The organism is Pseudomonas sp. 10B238, assembly GCF_000970615.1.
Classification (GTDB): domain Bacteria; phylum Pseudomonadota; class Gammaproteobacteria; order Pseudomonadales; family Pseudomonadaceae; genus Stutzerimonas.
Map to the genome: position 1 here is coordinate 48,711 of NZ_KQ033940.1, position 18,757 is coordinate 67,467.

18 protein-coding genes are annotated in these 18,757 nt (G+C 55.7%); 11 read left to right on the forward strand and 7 right to left on the reverse strand.

Features of this window, described 5'->3' with window-relative positions; genetic code table 11:
* Window positions 1-67 precede the first annotated feature (67 nt).
* From RT21_RS19185 to RT21_RS19225, 9 genes are all read left to right on the forward strand, one after another.
* Window positions 68-2,848 (forward strand): type I restriction endonuclease subunit R, encoded by a 2,781-nt coding sequence (locus RT21_RS19185; protein WP_046163991.1) that lies wholly within the window; start codon window positions 68-70, stop codon window positions 2,846-2,848.
* On the forward strand, window positions 2,845-4,599 hold the full coding sequence (locus tag RT21_RS19190) for a hypothetical protein (protein WP_052724770.1): 1,755 nt from the start codon (window positions 2,845-2,847) through the stop codon (window positions 4,597-4,599). Before RT21_RS19185 ends, RT21_RS19190 begins: the two co-directional genes overlap by 4 nt.
* Window positions 4,600-4,601: 2 nt before the next feature.
* Window positions 4,602-6,332: an AAA family ATPase gene (locus RT21_RS19195; RefSeq protein ID WP_046163992.1), complete on the forward strand. Its 1,731-nt coding sequence runs from the start codon at window positions 4,602-4,604 to the stop codon at window positions 6,330-6,332.
* Complete coding sequence (locus tag RT21_RS19200; protein WP_052724771.1) at window positions 6,329-7,141, forward strand: HNH endonuclease family protein; 813 nt, start codon at window positions 6,329-6,331, stop codon at window positions 7,139-7,141. The genes RT21_RS19195 and RT21_RS19200 overlap by 4 nt, the downstream gene beginning before the upstream one ends.
* 1 nt (window position 7,142) lies before the next feature.
* Window positions 7,143-8,615, forward strand: a complete 1,473-nt coding sequence (locus tag RT21_RS19205) for a class I SAM-dependent DNA methyltransferase (RefSeq protein ID WP_046163993.1) — start codon at window positions 7,143-7,145, stop codon at window positions 8,613-8,615.
* Between the two features lie 545 nt (window positions 8,616-9,160).
* Complete coding sequence (locus RT21_RS19210) at window positions 9,161-9,838, forward strand: inovirus Gp2 family protein (RefSeq protein WP_046163994.1); 678 nt, start codon at window positions 9,161-9,163, stop codon at window positions 9,836-9,838.
* A 105-nt stretch (window positions 9,839-9,943) separates the two neighbouring features.
* Window positions 9,944-10,291: an IS66 family insertion sequence element accessory protein TnpB gene (gene tnpB / locus RT21_RS19215; RefSeq protein ID WP_046163995.1), complete on the forward strand. Its 348-nt coding sequence runs from the start codon at window positions 9,944-9,946 to the stop codon at window positions 10,289-10,291.
* Window positions 10,292-10,437: 146 nt separating this feature from the next.
* The gene (locus RT21_RS19220; RefSeq protein ID WP_046164040.1) at window positions 10,438-10,683 is read left to right on the forward strand and encodes a type II toxin-antitoxin system prevent-host-death family antitoxin; all 246 of its coding nucleotides are present in this window, start codon (window positions 10,438-10,440) and stop codon (window positions 10,681-10,683) included.
* Window positions 10,673-10,957, forward strand: coding sequence for a type II toxin-antitoxin system RelE family toxin (locus RT21_RS19225; RefSeq protein ID WP_046163996.1), 285 nt, complete (start codon window positions 10,673-10,675; stop codon window positions 10,955-10,957). Before RT21_RS19220 ends, RT21_RS19225 begins: the two co-directional genes overlap by 11 nt.
* A 67-nt stretch (window positions 10,958-11,024) precedes the next feature.
* Here the strand turns inward: RT21_RS19225 and RT21_RS24215 are convergent, their stop codons facing one another.
* From RT21_RS24215 to RT21_RS19255, 6 genes are all read right to left on the reverse strand, one after another.
* Entirely contained in the window at window positions 11,025-11,204 is a 180-nt protein-coding gene (locus RT21_RS24215) for a hypothetical protein (protein WP_046163997.1), read from the reverse strand.
* Window positions 11,205-11,216: 12 nt separating this feature from the next.
* On the reverse strand, window positions 11,217-11,714 hold the full coding sequence (gene radC, locus RT21_RS19235) for a RadC family protein (RefSeq protein ID WP_046163998.1): 498 nt from the start codon (window positions 11,712-11,714) through the stop codon (window positions 11,217-11,219).
* Complete coding sequence (locus tag RT21_RS19240) at window positions 11,689-12,618, reverse strand: recombination directionality factor (RefSeq protein ID WP_046163999.1); 930 nt, start codon at window positions 12,616-12,618, stop codon at window positions 11,689-11,691. Before RT21_RS19240 ends, radC begins: the two co-directional genes overlap by 26 nt.
* 100 nt (window positions 12,619-12,718) lie before the next feature.
* Window positions 12,719-13,723, reverse strand: a complete 1,005-nt coding sequence (locus tag RT21_RS19245) for a YqaJ viral recombinase family nuclease (protein WP_046164000.1) — start codon at window positions 13,721-13,723, stop codon at window positions 12,719-12,721.
* Window positions 13,724-13,817: 94 nt separating this feature from the next.
* A complete protein-coding gene (locus RT21_RS19250) occupies window positions 13,818-14,786 on the reverse strand; it encodes a DUF932 domain-containing protein (protein ID WP_046164001.1) in 969 nt (322 codons plus the stop codon).
* Window positions 14,787-14,885: 99 nt separating this feature from the next.
* Window positions 14,886-15,215 (reverse strand): hypothetical protein, encoded by a 330-nt coding sequence (locus RT21_RS19255; protein WP_046164002.1) that lies wholly within the window; start codon window positions 15,213-15,215, stop codon window positions 14,886-14,888.
* 362 nt (window positions 15,216-15,577) lie between these two features.
* Here RT21_RS19255 and RT21_RS19260 point away from each other — a divergent pair, with 362 nt between their 5' ends.
* Entirely contained in the window at window positions 15,578-15,763 is a 186-nt protein-coding gene (locus RT21_RS19260) for a hypothetical protein (RefSeq protein ID WP_156155735.1), read from the forward strand.
* Between the two features lie 361 nt (window positions 15,764-16,124).
* On the opposite strand, the gene RT21_RS19265 is transcribed toward RT21_RS19260, so the two are convergent.
* Window positions 16,125-18,194, reverse strand: a complete 2,070-nt coding sequence (locus RT21_RS19265) for a hypothetical protein (protein WP_046164004.1) — start codon at window positions 18,192-18,194, stop codon at window positions 16,125-16,127.
* 281 nt (window positions 18,195-18,475) lie between these two features.
* Here RT21_RS19265 and RT21_RS19270 point away from each other — a divergent pair, with 281 nt between their 5' ends.
* On the forward strand, window positions 18,476-18,664 hold the full coding sequence (locus RT21_RS19270; RefSeq protein WP_046164005.1) for a hypothetical protein: 189 nt from the start codon (window positions 18,476-18,478) through the stop codon (window positions 18,662-18,664).
* Window positions 18,665-18,757: the final 93 nt, after the last annotated feature.

The following is an 18,757-nucleotide window of genomic DNA, read 5'->3' on the forward strand; positions in this document are numbered from 1 at the left end:
TTGATCGCTTCTGCAGAAGTTATCTAGAGCTCTAGCTCAACGGAGCCAAATCGCAGGGACCAGCCTCATGACACCGGAATCTAAAGCACGTCAGCAGATTGACCAGAAGCTCCAGCAGGCTGGCTGGGTCGTCCAGGATATGAGGCAGCTCAATTTAGGCGCGGCGCGTGGTGTGGCTGTGCGGGAGTTTCCGACTGATTCCGGGCCTGCAGATTACGTGTTCTTTGTAGACCGGGTCCCCGTCGGTGTAATTGAAGCTAAAAAGGACGGTGCGGGCGAAAACCTAACAGTTACAGAAAGCCAAACAGAGCGCTACGCCAACGCCACATTCAAGCATCGCAAGGACAATTCCCCGCTGCGTTTCCTGTTCGAAGCCACCGGCAAGATCATCCGCTTTACTGATGGGACCGATCCGGTACCGCGTTCGCGGGAGATTTTCCACTTCTTCAAGCCGGAAACACTGGCGTTTTGGTTGGCTCAAACCGAAACCTTGCGCCGCCGTCTCGCAGAGCAGATGCCCGCCTTGCAGGAACGCAACCTGCGCGATTGCCAGATCAGCGCGGTCATCGGGCTGGAAAAATCGTTGGCTCAGAACAAGCCCCGCGCCCTGGTGCACATGGCCACCGGTGCAGGGAAAACGTTTACTGCCATCACCTCAGTGTACCGTCTGCTCAAATTCGGCGGTGCCAAGCGCATTTTGTTTCTGGTGGATACCCGCAACTTGTGTAAGCAGGCGCATCAGGAATTCATGGCCTATACGCCGCCGGACGATGGCCGCAAGTTCACCGAACTCTACAATGTGCAGCGGTTGGCCTCGCCTAACATCGATCCGCATTCTCAGGTGTGCATCAGCACGATCCAGCGCATGTACTCCATTCTGAGTGGTGAGCCTATTGACGAGTCGGCTGAAGACGTTTCGCTCAATGAAATGCAGCAAACCGCCAAGCAGGAAAAGCTCGTACGCTACAACCCGGCTGTCCCGGTGGAAACCTTCGATTTCATCATCATCGATGAGTGCCACCGTAGCATCTACAACCTCTGGAAGCAGGTGCTCGATTACTTCGATGCCAGCCTGATTGGCCTCACCGCCACGCCCGACAAACGTACTTTCGGCTTCTTCAACGAAAACATCGTCGCCGAATATACCTACGAGCAATCGGTAGCCGATGGCGTCAACGTCGGGTACGACGTATACGAGATTGAAACCGAAGTTACCCAAAAAGGTGCTGAGCTCAAGGCCAAGGAATATGTCGACCACCGTGACCGACAAACGCGAAAAAAACGTTGGGACCAAACGGAAGAAGATACGACTTATACCGGCAAGGAACTCGATCGCTCTGTGGTGAATGTGAGTCAAATCCGCCAGGTGATTCAGGCCATGAAAACTGCTGTGGAGACACAGATTTTTCCTGCGCGCAAAGAAACACCTAAAACGCTGATCTTTGCCAAAACGGACAGCCACGCCGACGACATCATCAACATCCTGCGCGAGGTCTACGGGCAGGGTAATGCCTTCTGCAAAAAGGTCACTTATAAGGCTGAAGAAGACGCCGACAGCATCCTGAGTAGCTTTCGCAACGACTACAACCCGCGCATCGCCGTGACGGTGGACATGATTGCCACCGGCACCGACGTGAAACCGCTGGAAGTGCTGCTCTTTATGCGTGACGTGCGCAGCAAGGGCTATTACGAGCAAATGAAGGGGCGCGGAGTGCGTAGCCTTGATGGCGACAGCCTCAAACGCGTCAGCAACAGTGCTGATGGTGCCAAAACTCGCTTTGTACTGATCGACGCTGTGGGCGTGGAAAAGTCGCTTAAAACAGAAAGCCGCCCGCTGGAAAAAAAACCTGGTATCGCGCTGAAAGACCTGCTGCAAGGCGTGGCGATGGGTAGTCGTGACGACGACACTGTACTTTCGCTCGCTAACCGCCTGGTGCGCCTGGCCAAGCAACTGGACGACAAGGCCCAAGCACGGATCGAGAAAGCCAGCGGCGGCATTTCCGTGGCCCAGTTGGGTAAGGGCCTGATCGCCGCGCTGGATCCTGATGCCATCGTGCAAGCCGCTTTGGCCACCGCCAACGCCAAGGGCATCACCCGCTCTGAAGACACCTTGCTGCCCGAAGAGATTGAAACCGCACGCGCCGAACGCGTGGCCGCCGCCTGCGCCCCGTTCGACCAACCGGCTCTGCGCGACGAGATCGAAAACTCACGCCGCGAGCGCGAGCAAATCATCGACCATATCAACCTGGATCAGGTGACCTTTTCAGGCTTCAGTGAGCAGGCGGAAGCGCAGGCCAAAGCGTTGATTCAAACTTTTGCGGACTACCTAAAGCAGCACAAAGACGAAATTGCAGCGTTGGACTTTTTCTACCAACAACCGTACCAGCGCCGCGCACTCACTTTCGACAAGATCGAAGACCTCCACGAGCGCTTGAGCAAACCGCCGCTGATGCTCACCACTGAACGCCTATGGAGCGCCTATGCGGGTGTGCAGGCCGGCCAAGTCAAAGGCGCGGACCGCAAACGTCAGCTCACCGATTTGGTCTCGCTGGTCCGTTTTGCACTTGGGCTGGACGCTGAGTTAAAGCCCTTCGCTGATGAAGTGGATAAACGTTTCCAAACATGGATCTTTCGACACAACGCTCAGCGCGGCACCGCCTTTACAGCTGGACAAACTGAGTGGCTGCGCCTGATGAAAGAGCACATCGCTAGCAGTTGCAGCATCAGTAGGGACGATTTTGATTATGCGGAACTGGCCGACAAGGGCGGATTACAAAAAGCCTGGGGCCTGTTTGGCAAAGACTTGGATACTTTGATGAGTGAAATGAATGTGGAGCTGGTAGCGTGAGTGATTTTAATCAAGAGTTGCGCGCCAGCTTGGGTGAATTGGCAGACGAGCCTGTAGAAAATACTGGGCCAACCGGCGACTTCGTTTACGTTGACATCAGCAGCATCGACCGCGAAACAAAGAAAATCATTGATCCCAAGCCCTTGGGGCTGTCGCAGGCTCCAAGTCGGGCCAAGCAGGTTCTAAAAGCGGGTGATGTTTTAGTTTCCATGACGCGACCCAATCTGAATGCAGTAGCGCTCGTTCCTGAGAATCTTGATGGCGCAATCGGATCAACTGGTTTTCATGTGCTTCGGTCACGCTGGCTGGCGCCGCAGTTTTTATTGGCATTGGTGCAAACGCAGAGTTTCATTGATGCAATGTCCGCAGTCGTGCAAGGCGCTCTCTATCCTGCCGTAAGACCTAGAGATATTGCGGCGTACTCATTTTCCTTCGAGGTGCCAGCTCAACAAACCCGCATCGTCGCCAAACTCGAAGAACTGCTCTCCGACCTCGATGCAGGCGTGGCCGAACTCAAGGCCGCGCAGAAGAAGCTCAAACAGTACCGCCAGTCGCTGCTGAAGTCTGCGGTTGAAGGCGCGCTCACCGCTGAATGGCGCGCTCAGCACACGCCCACCGAGACCGGCGCGCAGCTGCTGCAACGCATCCTCACCGAGCGCCGCGCCCGTTGGGAAGCCAAGCAGCTCGCCAAGTTCAAGGAGCAAGGCAAAGCCCCGCCCAAAGACTGGCAAAAGAAATACCCCGAGCCAGTGCAGCCGGACACCACCGACTTGCCGAAACTGCCGGAGGGTTGGGTGTGGGCCAGTTTGGACATGCTCGGTGAAATTGCGTCCGGCGTTGCCAAGGGCACCAAAAGGACTGCAGACGTCGAGGTTCGTGAGGTGCCGTATCTGCGAGTGGCCAATGTCCAGCGCGGGTTTCTCAATCTTTCCGAAATAAAGACCATTTCGGCTACTGAGCGGGATATCGCCGAATTGACGCTTCAGGCGGGCGATATCTTATTCAACGAAGGCGGGGATCGCGACAAGCTGGGTCGCGGCTGGGTTTGGCGCGATGAGGTAGCAAACTGCATACATCAAAACCATGTTTTTCGGATGCGACCGTACCTACGAGAAGTGCTGCCTGAGCTGATTTCGCACCACGGCAACACCTTTGGAAAAATGTGGTTCCAAAATGCGGGTAAGCAAACGACTAACCTCGCGTCAATCAAAATGACTATGTTGCGCATGTTTCCTGTCCCACTGGGGCCGGTAGATGAACAGCGCGAGTTACTGACACTACTTGAGTTGCAGATTGAGCAAATTGATAGGCAAGAACAGGCTGTAGAGCTGGGCCTCAAGCAATCCACCGCCCAGCGCCAAAACATCCTGCGTGCCGCCTTCGCCGGGCAGCTCGTTCCGCAAGACCTGAACGACGAACCCGCCAGCGTTCTGCTGGAGCGCATCCGCGCTGAGCGTGCAGAGCACGATAAGCAACCAAAGGTGCGTAAGTTCCGCAAAACCAAACAACAGAAGGAGGTCGCCGCCGTAGTGAGTAAATTGATCGACGTGCTCGCTGAAGCGGGAGACTGGATGTCAGCGAAAGAAGCTTTCCGCCGCTGTGGTGTGGCCGATGGCGCGCTAACAGATCAGGTTGAAACTCTCTATGCCGAACTGCGAGCCTTGGATAAGGCTGGGAGACTGGCCGTGGAAGCGGTCACAGATGAGCAGGGCCGCAAGCTGCACGATCGCCTGAAACTGCTGGCAGTTTAACCATGCGCCTCGACAAACTTACTATCGGTAGTGCCAAAGATAGCCAGACGCACCAGTTCAAGAACCTGAAGAACGTCACCATCGACTTTGATCAGGATCATTGGGTCACGGTGGTGATCGGCTGGAACGGCACCGGCAAGTCCAACGTGCTGGAGGCGTTGGCCATCATCTTCCGCGACTTGATCGGCAAGGAACGTAAGCCAGCCTTTGCTTTTAAACTGGCCTATCGCATGGGTACGGGTGAGGGCGTTCGGCACATTCACGTCGATGCCGATCCTGATCGCGAGAGCGAGCCGTTCATCATTCACGTTGCGACCGATTCAGAGGCTCGCGGTGAAGGTACCTTGATCCCATTCATCGAGGTCGATGAAGCAGTATCGGCTCTACGTGGGAAAGCCATCAAACTCACGGCCTTCTTGAATGCGGACGCCGAGTACTTGCCGCGCTATGTGTTTAGCTACTACTCGGGCGAGAGCACGCGTATGTATGAGGTGTTTTCCCCTTATCTGGAAAGCTATGACAGCAAGCTGCGAAACGGCGTAGACCCAGGCCTGAAACGGCTTTTCTATGCCATGCCGGTACATAGCCATTTCGTGTTGCTGGCTTTTATGATTCAACAGTCCGACGTGGTGCGGGCTTTTCTCGATGACCATCTTGGGATTGATCCGGACGACGGTATTGAGTCGGTGCTGTTCGTGTTGCGACAACCGCCTTGGAAGTCTAAAGCGCCGGATGGCGACCCACGGTTTTGGAATGCACGGGGCGTGGTGCGCGACTTCCTATCGCGCTTGCACGACATAGCTCTGGCGCCCATCGAAATTAGTCGGCAGGTTTCGACATCAATCTGGAACAAGAAAAAGTTAGAGTTCAAGTACCTGTTTGTGAAAGACATCGCTGCGCTGCGAAGATTTGTAGGCAACCAGGCACCTGCGCAATTCTTCCGTGACCTGGAGAGCACCTACGTCTCCGAGTTGATCGAAGAAGTGCGCATCCGTGTGCGTCTCAAGAAAAATGATGGCAGTGTGATATTCCGTGAACTCAGCGAGGGGGAGCAACAGCTACTGACGGTGTTGGGCTTGCTGCGCTTTACCGCCGAGGATGAAAGCCTGTTCTTACTGGATGAACCGGATACGCATTTGAATCCGCGCTGGAGCGTGGATTACATCGCCTACCTTAAGCAATTTATTGCCAGCGGAACAAGGCAGGAAGAAACCAGCCACATCCTACTAACGACTCATAACCCGCTGGCCATTGCGGAATTGGATCGCGAGCAAGTGCAAATTCTACGCATGGCAAAGCAGGATGGACAGTGGCAGATCGTGGCCTGCTATCCGGAAATGGCTCCGCGCGGCATGGGCTATGCGGCGATTGTCACCAGCGACATGTTCGGCATCGCTTCATCGCTGGATCAGCCAACACAGGAGCTCTTAGAGGCCCAGCGTGCATTTGCTGCCAAGGAGCGGCTTACTCCGGATGAGCAGCGCGAGTTAGACGGCATCAACTCACAACTGGATCGGCTTGGGTTCCGCTTCTTCCACCCAGATGATGAGTATTCGCGTTACTTGCGTTTGCGATATGAGCTGCTGGCGGCGCACTTTGAGACGGGTCTGCCCCGAGAGCTTGCGCTGAAGGTCGTTCAAATGTCCCGAAATGATCGAGAGGCGTTGGCCAGGCGCCTGATTCAGGAGTTAGTCAAACAACGAGACCTTCCAGATCCGGCGGGGCAATCATGAGGTATGTGGATTTAAGAAGGCTGGCCAAGCCAGACGGGTGGAATAATCGCGCCAGTGCCGCAGCTGCTGCCGTCTCGAACGGAGCAAATCCCAACGATCATGATGTGGTGTGGCGAGAACTCAAAAACGGATTGGCGGACTTGCTGCATGATAAGTGTTGGTACTGTGAGTCCACCGTAGATAGGTCAGACAACGCGGTCGATCACTTCCGCCCGAAGAACCGCGTAAGCGATGCCTTCAATCCTCATACCGGTTACCGATGGTTGGCATTCGATGCGAATAATTTTCGCTATGCGTGCACCTATTGCAACAGTCGGCGCAAAGACTTGGAAGGAGGAACGGCTGGAGGAAAGGCTGATCGCTTTCCACTGTTGAACGAGGCGCAACGTGTCTACATAGCTGGTCCCACAACACTAGAGCGCCCCGTGCTTCTGGACCCTTGTCATCCGTTGGATTGGAAGCTTGTGGGGTGTCAGCAAGAAAATGGAAAGCCTTGTGCCGCCAGTCAAGAGCCGGTAGCCAAGCAACGCGCAGAGGTGTCGATTGAGGTGTATCACCTCGACTACGGCCCAACATGCACTCGGCGCCTTGGTTTTGCTGCACAACTGGTATCAGACGTCGATGAGGGCAAGCAGCTATATGAGGCTTTGAAATTCAACCCTGACAAGGAAGTTGAGTTCAATAACGTCTTGGCACGCCTCCTTCGGCTCATATCACGTGACGCGTTCTACAGCGGAGAAATGAGATTTTTACTAGGTGCACTGCGAAGCAATGAGCACCCCTGGATACAAGAATTATTAGAGGTTTGATATGAACACAAGCTCCCTCGTCCAGAAAGTCTGGAATTTTTGCCAAACCCTACGCGACGACGGCGTGGGGTATGGCGACTACCTGGAGCAGCTCACCTACTTGCTGTTCCTGAAGCTGGCGCATGAATACGCGCAAGAGCCTTACAATCGCGACACCCACATTCCGAAGGGCTATGACTGGGCCGGTCTGACCTCAAAGGTGGGCGAACCGCTGGAAGCGCATTACTTGGCCACGCTGCACAAGCTAGGGCAACAGTCCGGCATGCTGGGTGCCATCTTCTTCAAGGCGCAGAACAAAATTCAAGACCCGGCCAAGCTTTCGCGTCTGGTACAGCTGATTGATGCTGAAAGCTGGATCAGCCTGGGGGCCGACACCAAGGGCGACCTGTATGAAGGCCTGCTGCAGAAGAACGCCGAAGACACCAAGAGCGGTGCAGGCCAATACTTCACGCCACGCGCACTGATCGAAGCGATTGTGGACTGCGTGCGGCCCGAGCCGATGAAGACCATTGCAGACCCGGCCTGCGGTACAGGCGGCTTTTTCCTAGGAGCTTATAACTGGCTGACGCGGCCCGGTGCCAAGCTGAACAAATCGCAAAAAGAATTCCTGCGCGACAAGACCTTCCACGGCAACGAGATCGTGCCGAACACGCGCCGCATGTGCTTGATGAATCTTTTTCTGCACAACGTTGGCGAGTTGGATGGTGAGCCCTTAGTGGCGCGCTCGGATGCGTTGATCACTGAGCCAAAACTTAAGGTGGATTACGTGCTGGCCAACCCGCCCTTCGGCAAGAAGAGCAGCATGACCATCACGAATGAAGAGGGTGAGGAAGACAAAGAAGCGTTGACCTACGAGCGGCAGGATTTCTGGGAAACCACGTCGAACAAGCAGCTCAACTTCCTGCAGCACATCGTCAGCATGTTGAAGGTGGACGGCAAAGCAGCCGTGGTGTTGCCCGACAACGTGCTATTTGAAGGCGGTGCAGGTGAAAAGATCCGCAAGAAGCTGCTGGATAACTGCGACGTGCACACGGTGTTGCGCCTACCCACGGGTATCTTTTATGCCCAGGGCGTCAAAGCGAACGTAGTGTTCTTCGACAACGCGCCCAAAGATGGGCGTGTGCACACCAAGGGGGTGTGGTTCTACGACCTACGTACCAACAAGCATTTCACGCTAAAGACTCGCACCCTCAAGCCTGATGACCTGCAAGATTTCATCACCTGCTATAACCCGGAAAATCGACACGAGCGTACGGCTACCGAGCGCTTCAAGTTTTTCAGCTATGAAGAGCTAATGGCACGCGAAAAGGCCAGCCTCGATATCTTCTGGTTAAAAGATGACAGCCTGGACAACTTGGATGACCTGCCGCCACCTGATGTGCTTCAGCTGGAGATAATCGATCATCTAGAAGCAGCTCTGATTGCTTTTCGCGAGGTCGCTTTGAATCTGCCCCGATCTGAGATAGTTGATTGAGCCTGACCACTGCGTGGATGAGGAAGAGAAGGTGACTGTCGCGGGCTCAATCGGGGTGCCCGCAGACGTCTGCTCCTTGTAACTTGTAAGTACGGTTTACAGGTTTATTCGCACGTGAGGTTATGCCTGCCAGTTACTGATGATTTGGTCTGCGTCCAGAGTCGCGTAAACACATTGGCGGCCAATCCTTTCTTTCGTGAATAAACTCAAATCAAATAGCCCGGCCAGGGTTGTGGCGGCGGTGTTGTAGAAAAATCCGCTGTATCGGCGTAACTGCCATTCCTTCCACGACCTAGTCTGTTGATAATTTCCCGGAGTAAACGCGTTCATTAAAGCGGCCAAAACACCCGTATTTGTCGGTGGTTTTGTTCTGGGTGTCCTGTTAACGCTGACAAAGTGATGCTCGGGTAATAGGTACTACGCTTCCCTCTCTTTGACTGACAGTAAACCCAATAAGTCTGAAGGTAAGTGTCCAGTAATAACTCATGGTTAAAAATAACTAAGCTTTCATTTGGTATGAGCCTACCCCAACTGGACATGCCGTAATGAGCGATTCATTTAAACCTAAACGTATCCCTGGAAATACAAACCTTCGTTACTGGTACGACGCCACCTACGATGGTTATCCGCTTATGGTAGATAAGGGCCCATTCGTTGAGCAGTACCTGGAAAAACTATACCAAACGATGCAATACGCATTGGCTGACTATGCTCGTGTATTTGCTTTCAGATTTGATTTGAGGCTTCCGCAGAGAATACCGTTGCCTGGCGATGCAATGACCAATTTGATGATTCGGAATTTTAAGGCGTCGCTGGACGAGCAAGTTATCTGGGATCGTCAACGTGCTCGAAACCTTAATGGATCAGCCCATGACTCCAGAGTTAGGATGTTCTGGGTCAGAGAGTTGGGTAAGGTTAACGGCAGACCTCATTACCACTGCATAGTGTTTCTCAATCGTGATGCTTATCGCTCGGTGGGAGGTATCAACTCTGAGCGTAACAACATGCTCAACCGTATTAAGTCGGCTTGGGCTAGGACTCTTGGCTTGCAAGTGGATGAGGTACGCGGATTGGTTCATTTTACCAAGGGTGCTACCCATCATTTAACTCGTACGGATTACGTTGGGCAAGATGAGTTCTTCCGTCGGTCAAGCTACCTATGCAAAGCCGCAACCAAACATTACGGCGATGGCCAGCATGGCTGTGGAGGGAGTCGGTGCTGAGGACAGGATCGCCCCTAGTTTCGCAGTAAGCGCTCCATAACCCCACCTGCCCATAGCCTGCTGGTCATCGGATGCTGTGCTCCCGTTTTCGCCGGAGTTCATCCCATGATGCGTCCCGACGCCAAGGTGCAGAAGGTCTACCTCTATCCAAAGCCCGTCGACTTCCGTAAATCCATCAACGGTCTGGCCACTCTGGTCGCACTGGACATCAAGGTGGAAGTGTTCAACCCAGTGCTGTTCGTGTTCATCAACCGCACCCGTAGCCAGGTCAAGATCCTCTACTGGGAGCGCAATGGCTTCTGCCTGTGGCTCAAGCGCTTGGACGCCGAGCGCTTCAAGACCAAGCCCGATGTCGGCGACGAGGCCATCGAACTGACGGTCGACGAGCTGAACTGGCTGCTCGACGGTATCGACCTGTGGCGTAACCGACCGCACCAGGTGGGCGGCAAGTAACTGCCGTCCCTACCGCGACCGGATGATCAATCACGAGGAACAAATATGTCGGTACGGAATATTCAGTGCCGTGAAGAATCACAGTTGGTATCTTGCTAAGTCTTCAAAAAAAGACCAAAATTAAGACCTTAAATAAGGGTGATATTATGCAGAGTGTGCTAGCTGATGTTGCCGTCAGCGTTTCTGAACTGAAGAAAAATCCATCTGGGGTCCTGGCCGGCGCTGGTGGAATGCCGGTGGCAGTCCTCAACCACAATCGCGTGATGGGCTACATGGTGCCTGCTGAGCTGTACGAGGAGATGATGGAGCGCCTGGATGATCTGGAACTGATCGAGGTGGTTAAAGCCCGCTCTGGAGAGAACAGCATCCCGGTGAGTCTGGATGACTTATAAGCTTGAATTCCTGCCTTCCGCGCTCAAGGAGTGGAAGAAGCTTGGCCATACGGTGCGCGAGCAAATCAAGAAAAAGCTACGGGAGCGCTTGGAGGCGCCCAAGGTGCAGGCCGATGCCCTTCGGGATATGCCAGGTCACTTCAAGATCAAGCTACGTGCATCCGGTTATCGCCTGGTTTATCGAGTCGAGGATGAGCGAGTGGTCGTCGTGGTGGTAGCCGTGGGCAAGCGCGAACGTGGCGCGGCTTACCAATTGGCCGGTAAGCGCGGATGACAAAAAAAGAAACGAGCGTCGCTGCCACCGCGAGCAGCCCGTTCGGCTGCCCACGTTAGCTCATGCACTACCCTGGCGGTTTCCGTTCATACGCCCGCAGCTGACTAAAGATCCAGCAAGCCAGCAGCACGGCGGCCAGCAGCGGCGGAAACCGCACCATTAGAACCACCAGCACCAGAACTGCCAAGCAGCCAGCGAGAACTCCGGCAAATGCTAAAGCGGCAGCGAAGATCTGTAGTAGCTTCATCTGCGATCCCCTTTACAGAAAGCCCTGTTCCGCCAGCGACACACAGCCTTCACGGCCCACGACTATGTGGTCTAGCGTCCTTACTCCAACCAGATCCAAGGCCTCCTTCACCTTGTGGGTCAGCTTTCGATCCGACTGGCTGGGCTCGGGATCACCGGACGGGTGGTTGTGTACCAGCACCATTGCTGCGGCGTTGTGCTCCAGGGCAGCCTTCACGATTTCTCGCGGGTAGACGTTGGCGCCGTCCAAGGTGCCCCGAAACAGTTGTTGAAAGGCGATCACCCGATGACGACTGTCGAGCAGGAGCAGGGCAAACACCTCATGCTCATAGTCGGCCAGCAGCGCTTGCAGGTGGCTGAATACGTCCTTCGGTGAGGTCAGTGCTCGTCCGCGACGCAAACGCAGATTCGCCAACTGGCGAGCCATCAGCAGGATGTCGGCTTCGGTGACAGGCGATTCGACCAGGTAGGTACCGCTCGGCTCGCTAGCCTTCAGCTTGTGCAGGCGCATGGTGGGCTCCTTGGGTCTGAGCAGATGAAGGGGTCTGGCGCTGGGCTTGCGCCTCCAGTTTCTCGGTCAGGCTGGCTTTTGTCGGGGTGCGAGCAGTCTGGCTAGTTGCCGGTGGGCTTTCCTCGACGAGGTAGAGCTCCTCGACGATGGCGCCTTCCTCGCAATCCTCGAACGCACCGTTTCTGAAGCCGCATCGAGCCGCTTCATCCAGTGCGCTCTGATCGAAGCCCGCCGCTTGCCGCTGATCATCAAGCTGACTGGCAGCTTCGAGCGCCTGGGTCATGTCCATGCCGCTGCGTACGGTGAGGTCGACGTAGAAAATCGGTGTTCCGTGGCTCTGCCGGGTCGACTTGCCACGCAGACGCAGTTCCAGCGGCAGGCACGCCAGACGGTTGCCCGAGATGGCCTGGAAGTATTGAAGGCGGGCGGCCAGGGTGCGGATGCTGTTGAAGCCCGTAGTGCGGAACACAAAGCTGCCCAGCGGATCTTCATCGCCGATGACCACGTTCAACCGACCGTAGGGCTTGCAGGCGCCGCCCTTGGCCAGCGGGCAGGCGTCTGGCGAAGGGCAGGGCAGGGACTGCATACCGTCTTGGGTGACGCGCTTGCAGGTCTCGCCATTACCGACGCACAGCGGTCGTCCTGATTGCCGGTCGAACAGCGTGTAGTCAGCACGGAAGTTCAGCTCCGGTTCGTTGAACAGCAGCCGTACCGGAATGCTGCGCAGCTTGTCGTCCTTGCTTTGGCGTAGCTCATCGTTGAGCGGATGCACAAGCCAGCCGTCGCGGCTCTGTACCTGAGAGGTGATGGTGAATTGGTCATCCTTTTCCGGCAGGCGCTTGCCGTTCTTCTCGATGACCTTGCCGATGGAAATCCGCCCGAGCACCGGCGGGGTGATAGCCAGCCTTTAAGCATGGTGGTTCTCCTGAAAACAAAAAAGGCCAGCCACGCAGCGGGGACTGCATGGACTGGCCAAGGGGAGGGGGTAGAAGGGGAGGCGAGAATCAGCCGATCAGGAAGCGCCGGGCACCGGGCTTGAGAAGCGAGTATTTTTCGCGCAGGTGCGGCCGGTCCTGGAGCAGCCGGGCCACATCGAAGCCGATGCTGTCCTTGGCTTTGCGCCAACTGACGTAGCCGTTGGTGAACTCTGCCCGCGTCGCCTCGCCCATCGCTTGTTGCAGCATCTGCTTGAGCTGAGCCTCGCGCGCATGCTTTTTATCAATGAACTGACGCAGGGCCTTGAGCTCGATGTAAGCAGCGGTCAGCCCCGGATTGCCCCTGAAGTCCACCGTCTGGCCGTCGTCTTCGGGATACAGGCAGCGCAGGGCAGTTTCAGCAGAGGCCGTCCCGTCAGCGGGTGGCGGCGTGTCGGTCTCGACGTATGTCCAAAACGTGCGTTCCAGCTCGATCAGCCGGGCGATCATCTCCTCGTCGCGCTCGATACGATGGATTTCCAGGTGCTGGCCACCGAGCACAACCGCGACATCCGCGGCTTGCTTGCCGGTGACAGCGAGCTGGTGCATCACCTGCAATTGCACATACTCGGGCACGCCTTCCTTCCAGAGGCGCGCCCCGTTTAGGCCGGCTGTCTTGCATTCGAGGATCTGTACATCGTCGGCGCCGATCACTTCGCGGTCGATGTTGGCCAGCATCCAGGACATCTTCGGGTCGGGGTGCTGCAGCACGGCGTTCACGCGGCGGACCTTGTTGCCGGTGCGCTTGTTGTAATGCCAGGCCACGATGGGTTCCAGCACGTTGCCCCAGTACATCGGGCTTTCGTCGTCGTCGGGGTCGGTCTTCGGCAATCCAGTGTCACGTCCGGTCTTCTCCAGCCACAGTTCAAGCTGCGACTTGTAGGGGTTGAGGCCAACGGCGGCCGCGGCATCCGAGCTACCGATGCCGCGTTTACGTATCTCCAGCCACTCTTCGCGTGGCAGTTCCTTGGTGCTGATCAGGCGCAGGGCTGAACGGGGTTTGCTGGCGTTGCGGTTCAACGAGGTTGTGGTCATGTGGTCACCTTGCAGGCGTAAAAAAGCCCGATCAGCACGAACCTGACCGGGCGATACGATTGAGAGACGGGCGATACGATTGAGAGAGAAGTGCTTAGGCGGCGAGCTGCAGGGCGGCGTCCAGAGCACGTTGCTTGATCTGCGCGCCTTGGCCGAACCAGGCGGAGTCCAGCCGGTACTCAGTGCTGCGCGCTCGTCGTTCATGGTCGACATACTCGGTCACGGCATTGAGCAGGCCCCAGGCGGTGCCGCGTGCCGATTCCAACTGACTGCCTCGGCCACGGCCTTCATACAGCTCCTGAACCCTGCGCAGGGCACGTTCGTTGGGCAGCTGTTCGGGTAGTTGGCCGGTTGGGCTCACTTCGCACATGACGTTCATGAAGAAGCCCATCGCTTCATGCCACTGCACCTTACGCTCAGCCAGATGACGCATGCGGTACATGAAGTCGTCCCATTGCGAGACAGCGATCCCGAGCTGCTTCTTTACCACCTTCGGATCGAAACGGGTGTTGTGCGGCACCTTGATCGCACGGCTGGTGCCGTCCAGGGCGATGGTCAGGGTGTTGTTGCAGACGACGCGAACCGTGGTCGGCGTTGCGGTTGTCGCCAGGGTGCCGTCGCACGAGGTGGCCAGCAGTAGATAACCGTTGACCTGGTCGTTCCCTTTGATCGCCGTGCCTTGCCCGGTGCGCGCCAGCGCCCAGAACTTGCGGCCACCCTTCAGCACGCCTGCTGTTTCCAGCTCATAGCCGGAGACCTCGGTCAGGTCCCGGTAAAACGCCAGCACTTCGCGCGGCTGCACGGTGTGGTAGCGGTTGGAGACGACCGACAGGGGAGCTTTGGTGTCGGAGCGGTACAGCACTTTCTGCTCCGGGTAGGAATGAATAGCGCCGAGGTGACCTACCGCATCGGATTTGAAATGGACCGGGCTTTCCAGGATCTGCCAGTCCATACCAGCTTCCCGTTGCCAGATCTCGATAGGTTGTTTACGCGGCAGGTGGTTGCCCAGACCGTGCCATGGGGTAGCGCCGACATAGGCCATTTGTTCAATGAGATGAGCCATGAGAACGATTCCTTCGGGTGCAAGCCGGCATAAAGCGCCGCGCAGAGCGCAGCACCGGCCGGTAGGGATAGAAAAAGGTGAGAAGAGGTAGCGGCTGGATCAGGCCGGCAGGTTGAAGCGATGTCCGCAGAGCAGACAGAGGTTGTTAGCCAAAACATGGCGGTCGAGTTTGTGGCCAAGCTGAGCGCCGAGCGCACAACCGCTAACGCCGCCAACCAGCCCGCCGATGATGGCGCCGGAGACCGAACCGATAGTGATGCCAACAGGGCCGGCGATAGCGCCAAGCGCTGCGCCGGTCTGACTGCCTGCCAGCGCAGCGCTGACGCCGCGAGCGGCACCGCCGACGGTGCCTACCGCAGCGGTGATCTTCATGGCGTGATGGAAGGAGGCGACTTTTGGGGAGTGACAGCGAGGACACTGCAATGACATGGGAGCGATCCTTCTTGGTGGTTATGTCATTGCGGTGATGTGTGGTTGAAATTTTTTCGATTCGAATGGAAGTATTGAAGACGGAAACCAGCCGGTAGCGAGTCGTCAGCTATTTTTGGCCACTCGCTGGCAGGAAACGGCCCAGAAGCAGCCGATGGACAAGCTGCGTGCATGTAGGCAACGATGTTTGATTTTCCGTCTACACTAAAGTTGGCTGCTTGGGCTTGCCGCCCGTGTTGTATTACTCCTGAAATAGTTTTGCGTTTGCAGTATCTCTTTCAGAAAATAATTACTTACAGGGCAGCGGAAACGTTTACGACATGACATCCTGTCAAACGTCATCAACGTAGGAGACAATCAATATGCCTCGTGACATCGAACGTTCAGATGGTACTCGTGCCGAGCACATCCGTGAGTCAAACGGCGATCATCGCGTGCGTGATCTTGGCAAACCAGCAGATGGTAGCCAGGACCGCAGTTACGGCCACGGACATTCCGACAAGGAGGTTCGCGAGAAAGAAGCGGACAGAAACCCTGGTCAAGATTAGTCTGGCTTATTGCGGCATAACCATTAACTAAACCGAAGCCGCGTCGCGGCTGGGCGTAAATTAAGCGATATGAACGACCGAAGCGTCGGTTCCGGCCATTCGAGATGAATAACGAACGACCTATAGCGGACAGTAGTACGAGGCTGTTTCGGCTGATTCTGTTGAAAACACTCGGTTTCTAAGAAGTCTGGTTTTCTACAGCTCTAAAATTCGCTCGGTTACGGCATTGCTACGTGAAAAACAGAGCAGCCCAGCCTTCTGCGGCGAGCCAGATTTCAACGTCGCGAACGCTCTTTTTGGGTAAAAATCGCGACGGGAATTTTTCAACAGAATCGGCCAATAGCAGCCTTTCAGGATTCCACTATTTTTCTCTAATTGTCTTCAATATTAAGGTGAGAGGAGCCACGGTGCGCAGAGAAAAAAACTCGCCTTCAAAGTCGATAACGATATCTGTAACGTCTGATAGATCAACCCTGTGGTAGCTCGACGATACGACTGCGATGCTCCAGGGCCCATTAGCCGCGAGTTTGATAAATGTGTCGCCGTCTCCGCCCAAGCTAAAGCTGCGGGTTACATTTTCGCTCACGTGATAAAATATTTGGGTCGAGCGAGGTTGGTGGCTGAACTCGAGAATCTTATTCTCGAGAGTGGTAAGCATGGCCTTTCCGTAATGGATGAGCTGTAGCACCACGGAATCGTCACCACGCTCTGTCGACATCAATTTTATTCCCGGTATCGAGACTCGAACACTGGCGAATCTCACTAGAGCCAACCCATCGAAACGAGCCATTGGCAGGCTGAAAACAGTTTTCCCAGAAGCTTTAAAATCTTCGAGAGCGAACTGACCGACGTCATCCTTAACCGAGAATTTCGCGACTCCATCCGCATAAGTCATCTTTTCTGGAGAGCGTCCGCTATGCTCCATCCCCTTCACCATGGCGTTAAACAAATCGGTATGGGTTTGTGCCAAATGGTCGATGCTGTCCGAGACGACGTTGAATAGATAGTCAGCGCCTGACCAATATTCAAGAGCACGATGTTCATGGTAGAGCATCTGTTTCAGCACTCGTTTATTTTGGGCGTTCGCTCGCCCCATAAAGCTGGCAAACTCCGGGAGGTGCCGCGCATTCGGTTGCGCCAATCCGGTACGCAGCCTTGCGATCTCACTATGGGTCTTCGCATGGTCTGACAGCATCTCGGCCCGCACATTTGCTAAGGCGTTATACTCGACCACCTTGTTGTTTCGGGTCGTTACCAATTCTATAAATGCATCGACGATCCGCAAATATTTCTTTGCCTCCGGCAGATGGAGAAACGGATCGACAGTCGCCTGTAAATCTTTTCGAGACATCAATAGCTTTGCTGCGTCCGATGGAAAGTTTGGCATGTCAGGGCGGTCTGGACCTTTTAGTAGGTCCGAAATCTGCCCGATGCCCTTTGCGATTCCGCCGATGCCCTCGCCAATTTCAACCACCTTCTTGATCTTGTACTTGTCCTCTGCAAAGTCGCCCAGCTTGTCCTCAGGATCTTCCTTCTCCTTATCAAACTGGTCGTACGCCTTCCACGCAGCCATCGCAACGCCTAGGCCGGTGCCTGCAGTGCTCACGGCAACAGCTATCGTTCCTACCGCCGTAACCACGTCCTTAAACTCGCAGCCAGACTTGCGCCTTACAGCATCTTTGAAATCCTCTCCTGCGCCGACGACGCGCCGCCAAGCCGGATGGTAAGCGGTCCCCAAGGACTCGATGTCTCTTAACAGCAACGTTTCGATGGACGCGACTCTATCTTTGCGATCTTGGAGCACGGCGAGCATTATAGATTGGTTTTCGAGGCCGCGAACAATCTCAGCACGTGCGACGGACCAATCATCGCGGGCATCACGGTATTTGATGTACGCTGACTCAACAATCCTTGCATGTTCGATCATTTTGCCCGCCACGCTTGAGTAGAACGATATGCCGAGAAGAGGAACGAAGTTTGCTACGTTGCCGTAGTAATCCAAGCTGGCGGCCAAGCGGCGTAATAAGACAAATATCTTTGTGCGAACAGCATGGAATTCTTGCGCTGGTTCCAGCGCCTGACATGGCAAACCGTAATCAAGATTGCACTCGCGCGCGCTGCGAAAAACGCGATGAATTATTACTAACTTTGCCAACCAAGTAAGCTGCTGCAGCGCGACATCGTATTCCGAATTTTCATAGTGGCTTTCCGCTTCGCGTAGTGCGGTTTCGAGATAAAGGAGGCTGGTTGACCTTCCCAACTGCGCGTGAATAACTCGGTTCGCCTCGTCACTGTCACCGACAAGGACAACGACCGAACCAGTGTTGCCCGGATCGTTCTCCGCAGGAGGTGTCGTTACCCTCGCACCTTCGGGGCCTTTCGGCGCATCAGCGAAGCTGCATTCCTCAACCCATTGCCCTCGTCTCAACATGATCCTCTCCAAGCTATATCAGCATTAGTTCAGACAACGCAGGGCTCTGCGTACCACTCTCCGTAAGTCCCGCCGTTGCCACCGAATCCTTTCGCTCCCGGCGCTCCGTGTCGGCCAGGGGCTCCCGGTGTTCCGGCTGAGACTGAAATCTGAACCTGGCTCGGATCCGCAAGTGGCATATACACGCTGACACTTACCGTCCCCCCATTCCCCCCCTTGCCGGGTCGCCCGGCAGTGCCGGCGTCTCCTCCAGGCCCCCCCGCCGTGGGAGGGCTACAGCCGTGCATATCACCACCTTTACCGCCTGCGATACCATTGCCGCCACTCTGCGCTGCGCCACCATTTCCACCCATTGCGACCAAACGCAGCTCACCGTCAATGGATTCGCACACGATATCGATCTGACCAGCGTGCCCACCATCCCCCCCGTTCTCACCTGCTTGGCCAGCATCTCCTGGGCCAGCACCTGAGAGGGCCGGCGCTCGGCCAGTAAAATCGGGTGCACCTATGGCTCCGCTGACGTCGATAATTGAGCCAGCAGCGGCCGTGATACGTTGCGCGAA

Excerpts from the sequence above, each read along its gene's own strand:
- RT21_RS19205 (WP_046163993.1), top strand. The coding sequence starts at position 7,143 with ATGAACACAAGCTCCCTCGTCCAGAAAGTCTGGAATTTTTGCCAAACC.
- RT21_RS19255 (WP_046164002.1), bottom strand. The coding sequence starts at position 15,215 with ATGTCATTGCAGTGTCCTCGCTGTCACTCCCCAAAAGTCGCCTCCTTC.
- RT21_RS19195 (WP_046163992.1), top strand. The coding sequence starts at position 4,602 with ATGCGCCTCGACAAACTTACTATCGGTAGTGCCAAAGATAGCCAGACG.
- radC (WP_046163998.1), bottom strand. The coding sequence starts at position 11,714 with ATGCGCCTGCACAAGCTGAAGGCTAGCGAGCCGAGCGGTACCTACCTG.
- RT21_RS19260 (WP_156155735.1), top strand. The coding sequence starts at position 15,578 with ATGCCTCGTGACATCGAACGTTCAGATGGTACTCGTGCCGAGCACATC.
- RT21_RS19245 (WP_046164000.1), bottom strand. The coding sequence starts at position 13,723 with ATGACCACAACCTCGTTGAACCGCAACGCCAGCAAACCCCGTTCAGCC.
- RT21_RS19250 (WP_046164001.1), bottom strand. The coding sequence starts at position 14,786 with ATGGCTCATCTCATTGAACAAATGGCCTATGTCGGCGCTACCCCATGG.
- RT21_RS19265 (WP_046164004.1), bottom strand. The coding sequence starts at position 18,194 with ATGTTGAGACGAGGGCAATGGGTTGAGGAATGCAGCTTCGCTGATGCG.
- RT21_RS19220 (WP_046164040.1), top strand. The coding sequence starts at position 10,438 with ATGCAGAGTGTGCTAGCTGATGTTGCCGTCAGCGTTTCTGAACTGAAG.
- RT21_RS19210 (WP_046163994.1), top strand. The coding sequence starts at position 9,161 with ATGAGCGATTCATTTAAACCTAAACGTATCCCTGGAAATACAAACCTT.
- tnpB (WP_046163995.1), top strand. The coding sequence starts at position 9,944 with ATGATGCGTCCCGACGCCAAGGTGCAGAAGGTCTACCTCTATCCAAAG.
- RT21_RS19185 (WP_046163991.1), top strand. The coding sequence starts at position 68 with ATGACACCGGAATCTAAAGCACGTCAGCAGATTGACCAGAAGCTCCAG.
- RT21_RS19225 (WP_046163996.1), top strand. The coding sequence starts at position 10,673 with ATGACTTATAAGCTTGAATTCCTGCCTTCCGCGCTCAAGGAGTGGAAG.
- RT21_RS19200 (WP_052724771.1), top strand. The coding sequence starts at position 6,329 with ATGAGGTATGTGGATTTAAGAAGGCTGGCCAAGCCAGACGGGTGGAAT.
- RT21_RS24215 (WP_046163997.1), bottom strand. The coding sequence starts at position 11,204 with ATGAAGCTACTACAGATCTTCGCTGCCGCTTTAGCATTTGCCGGAGTT.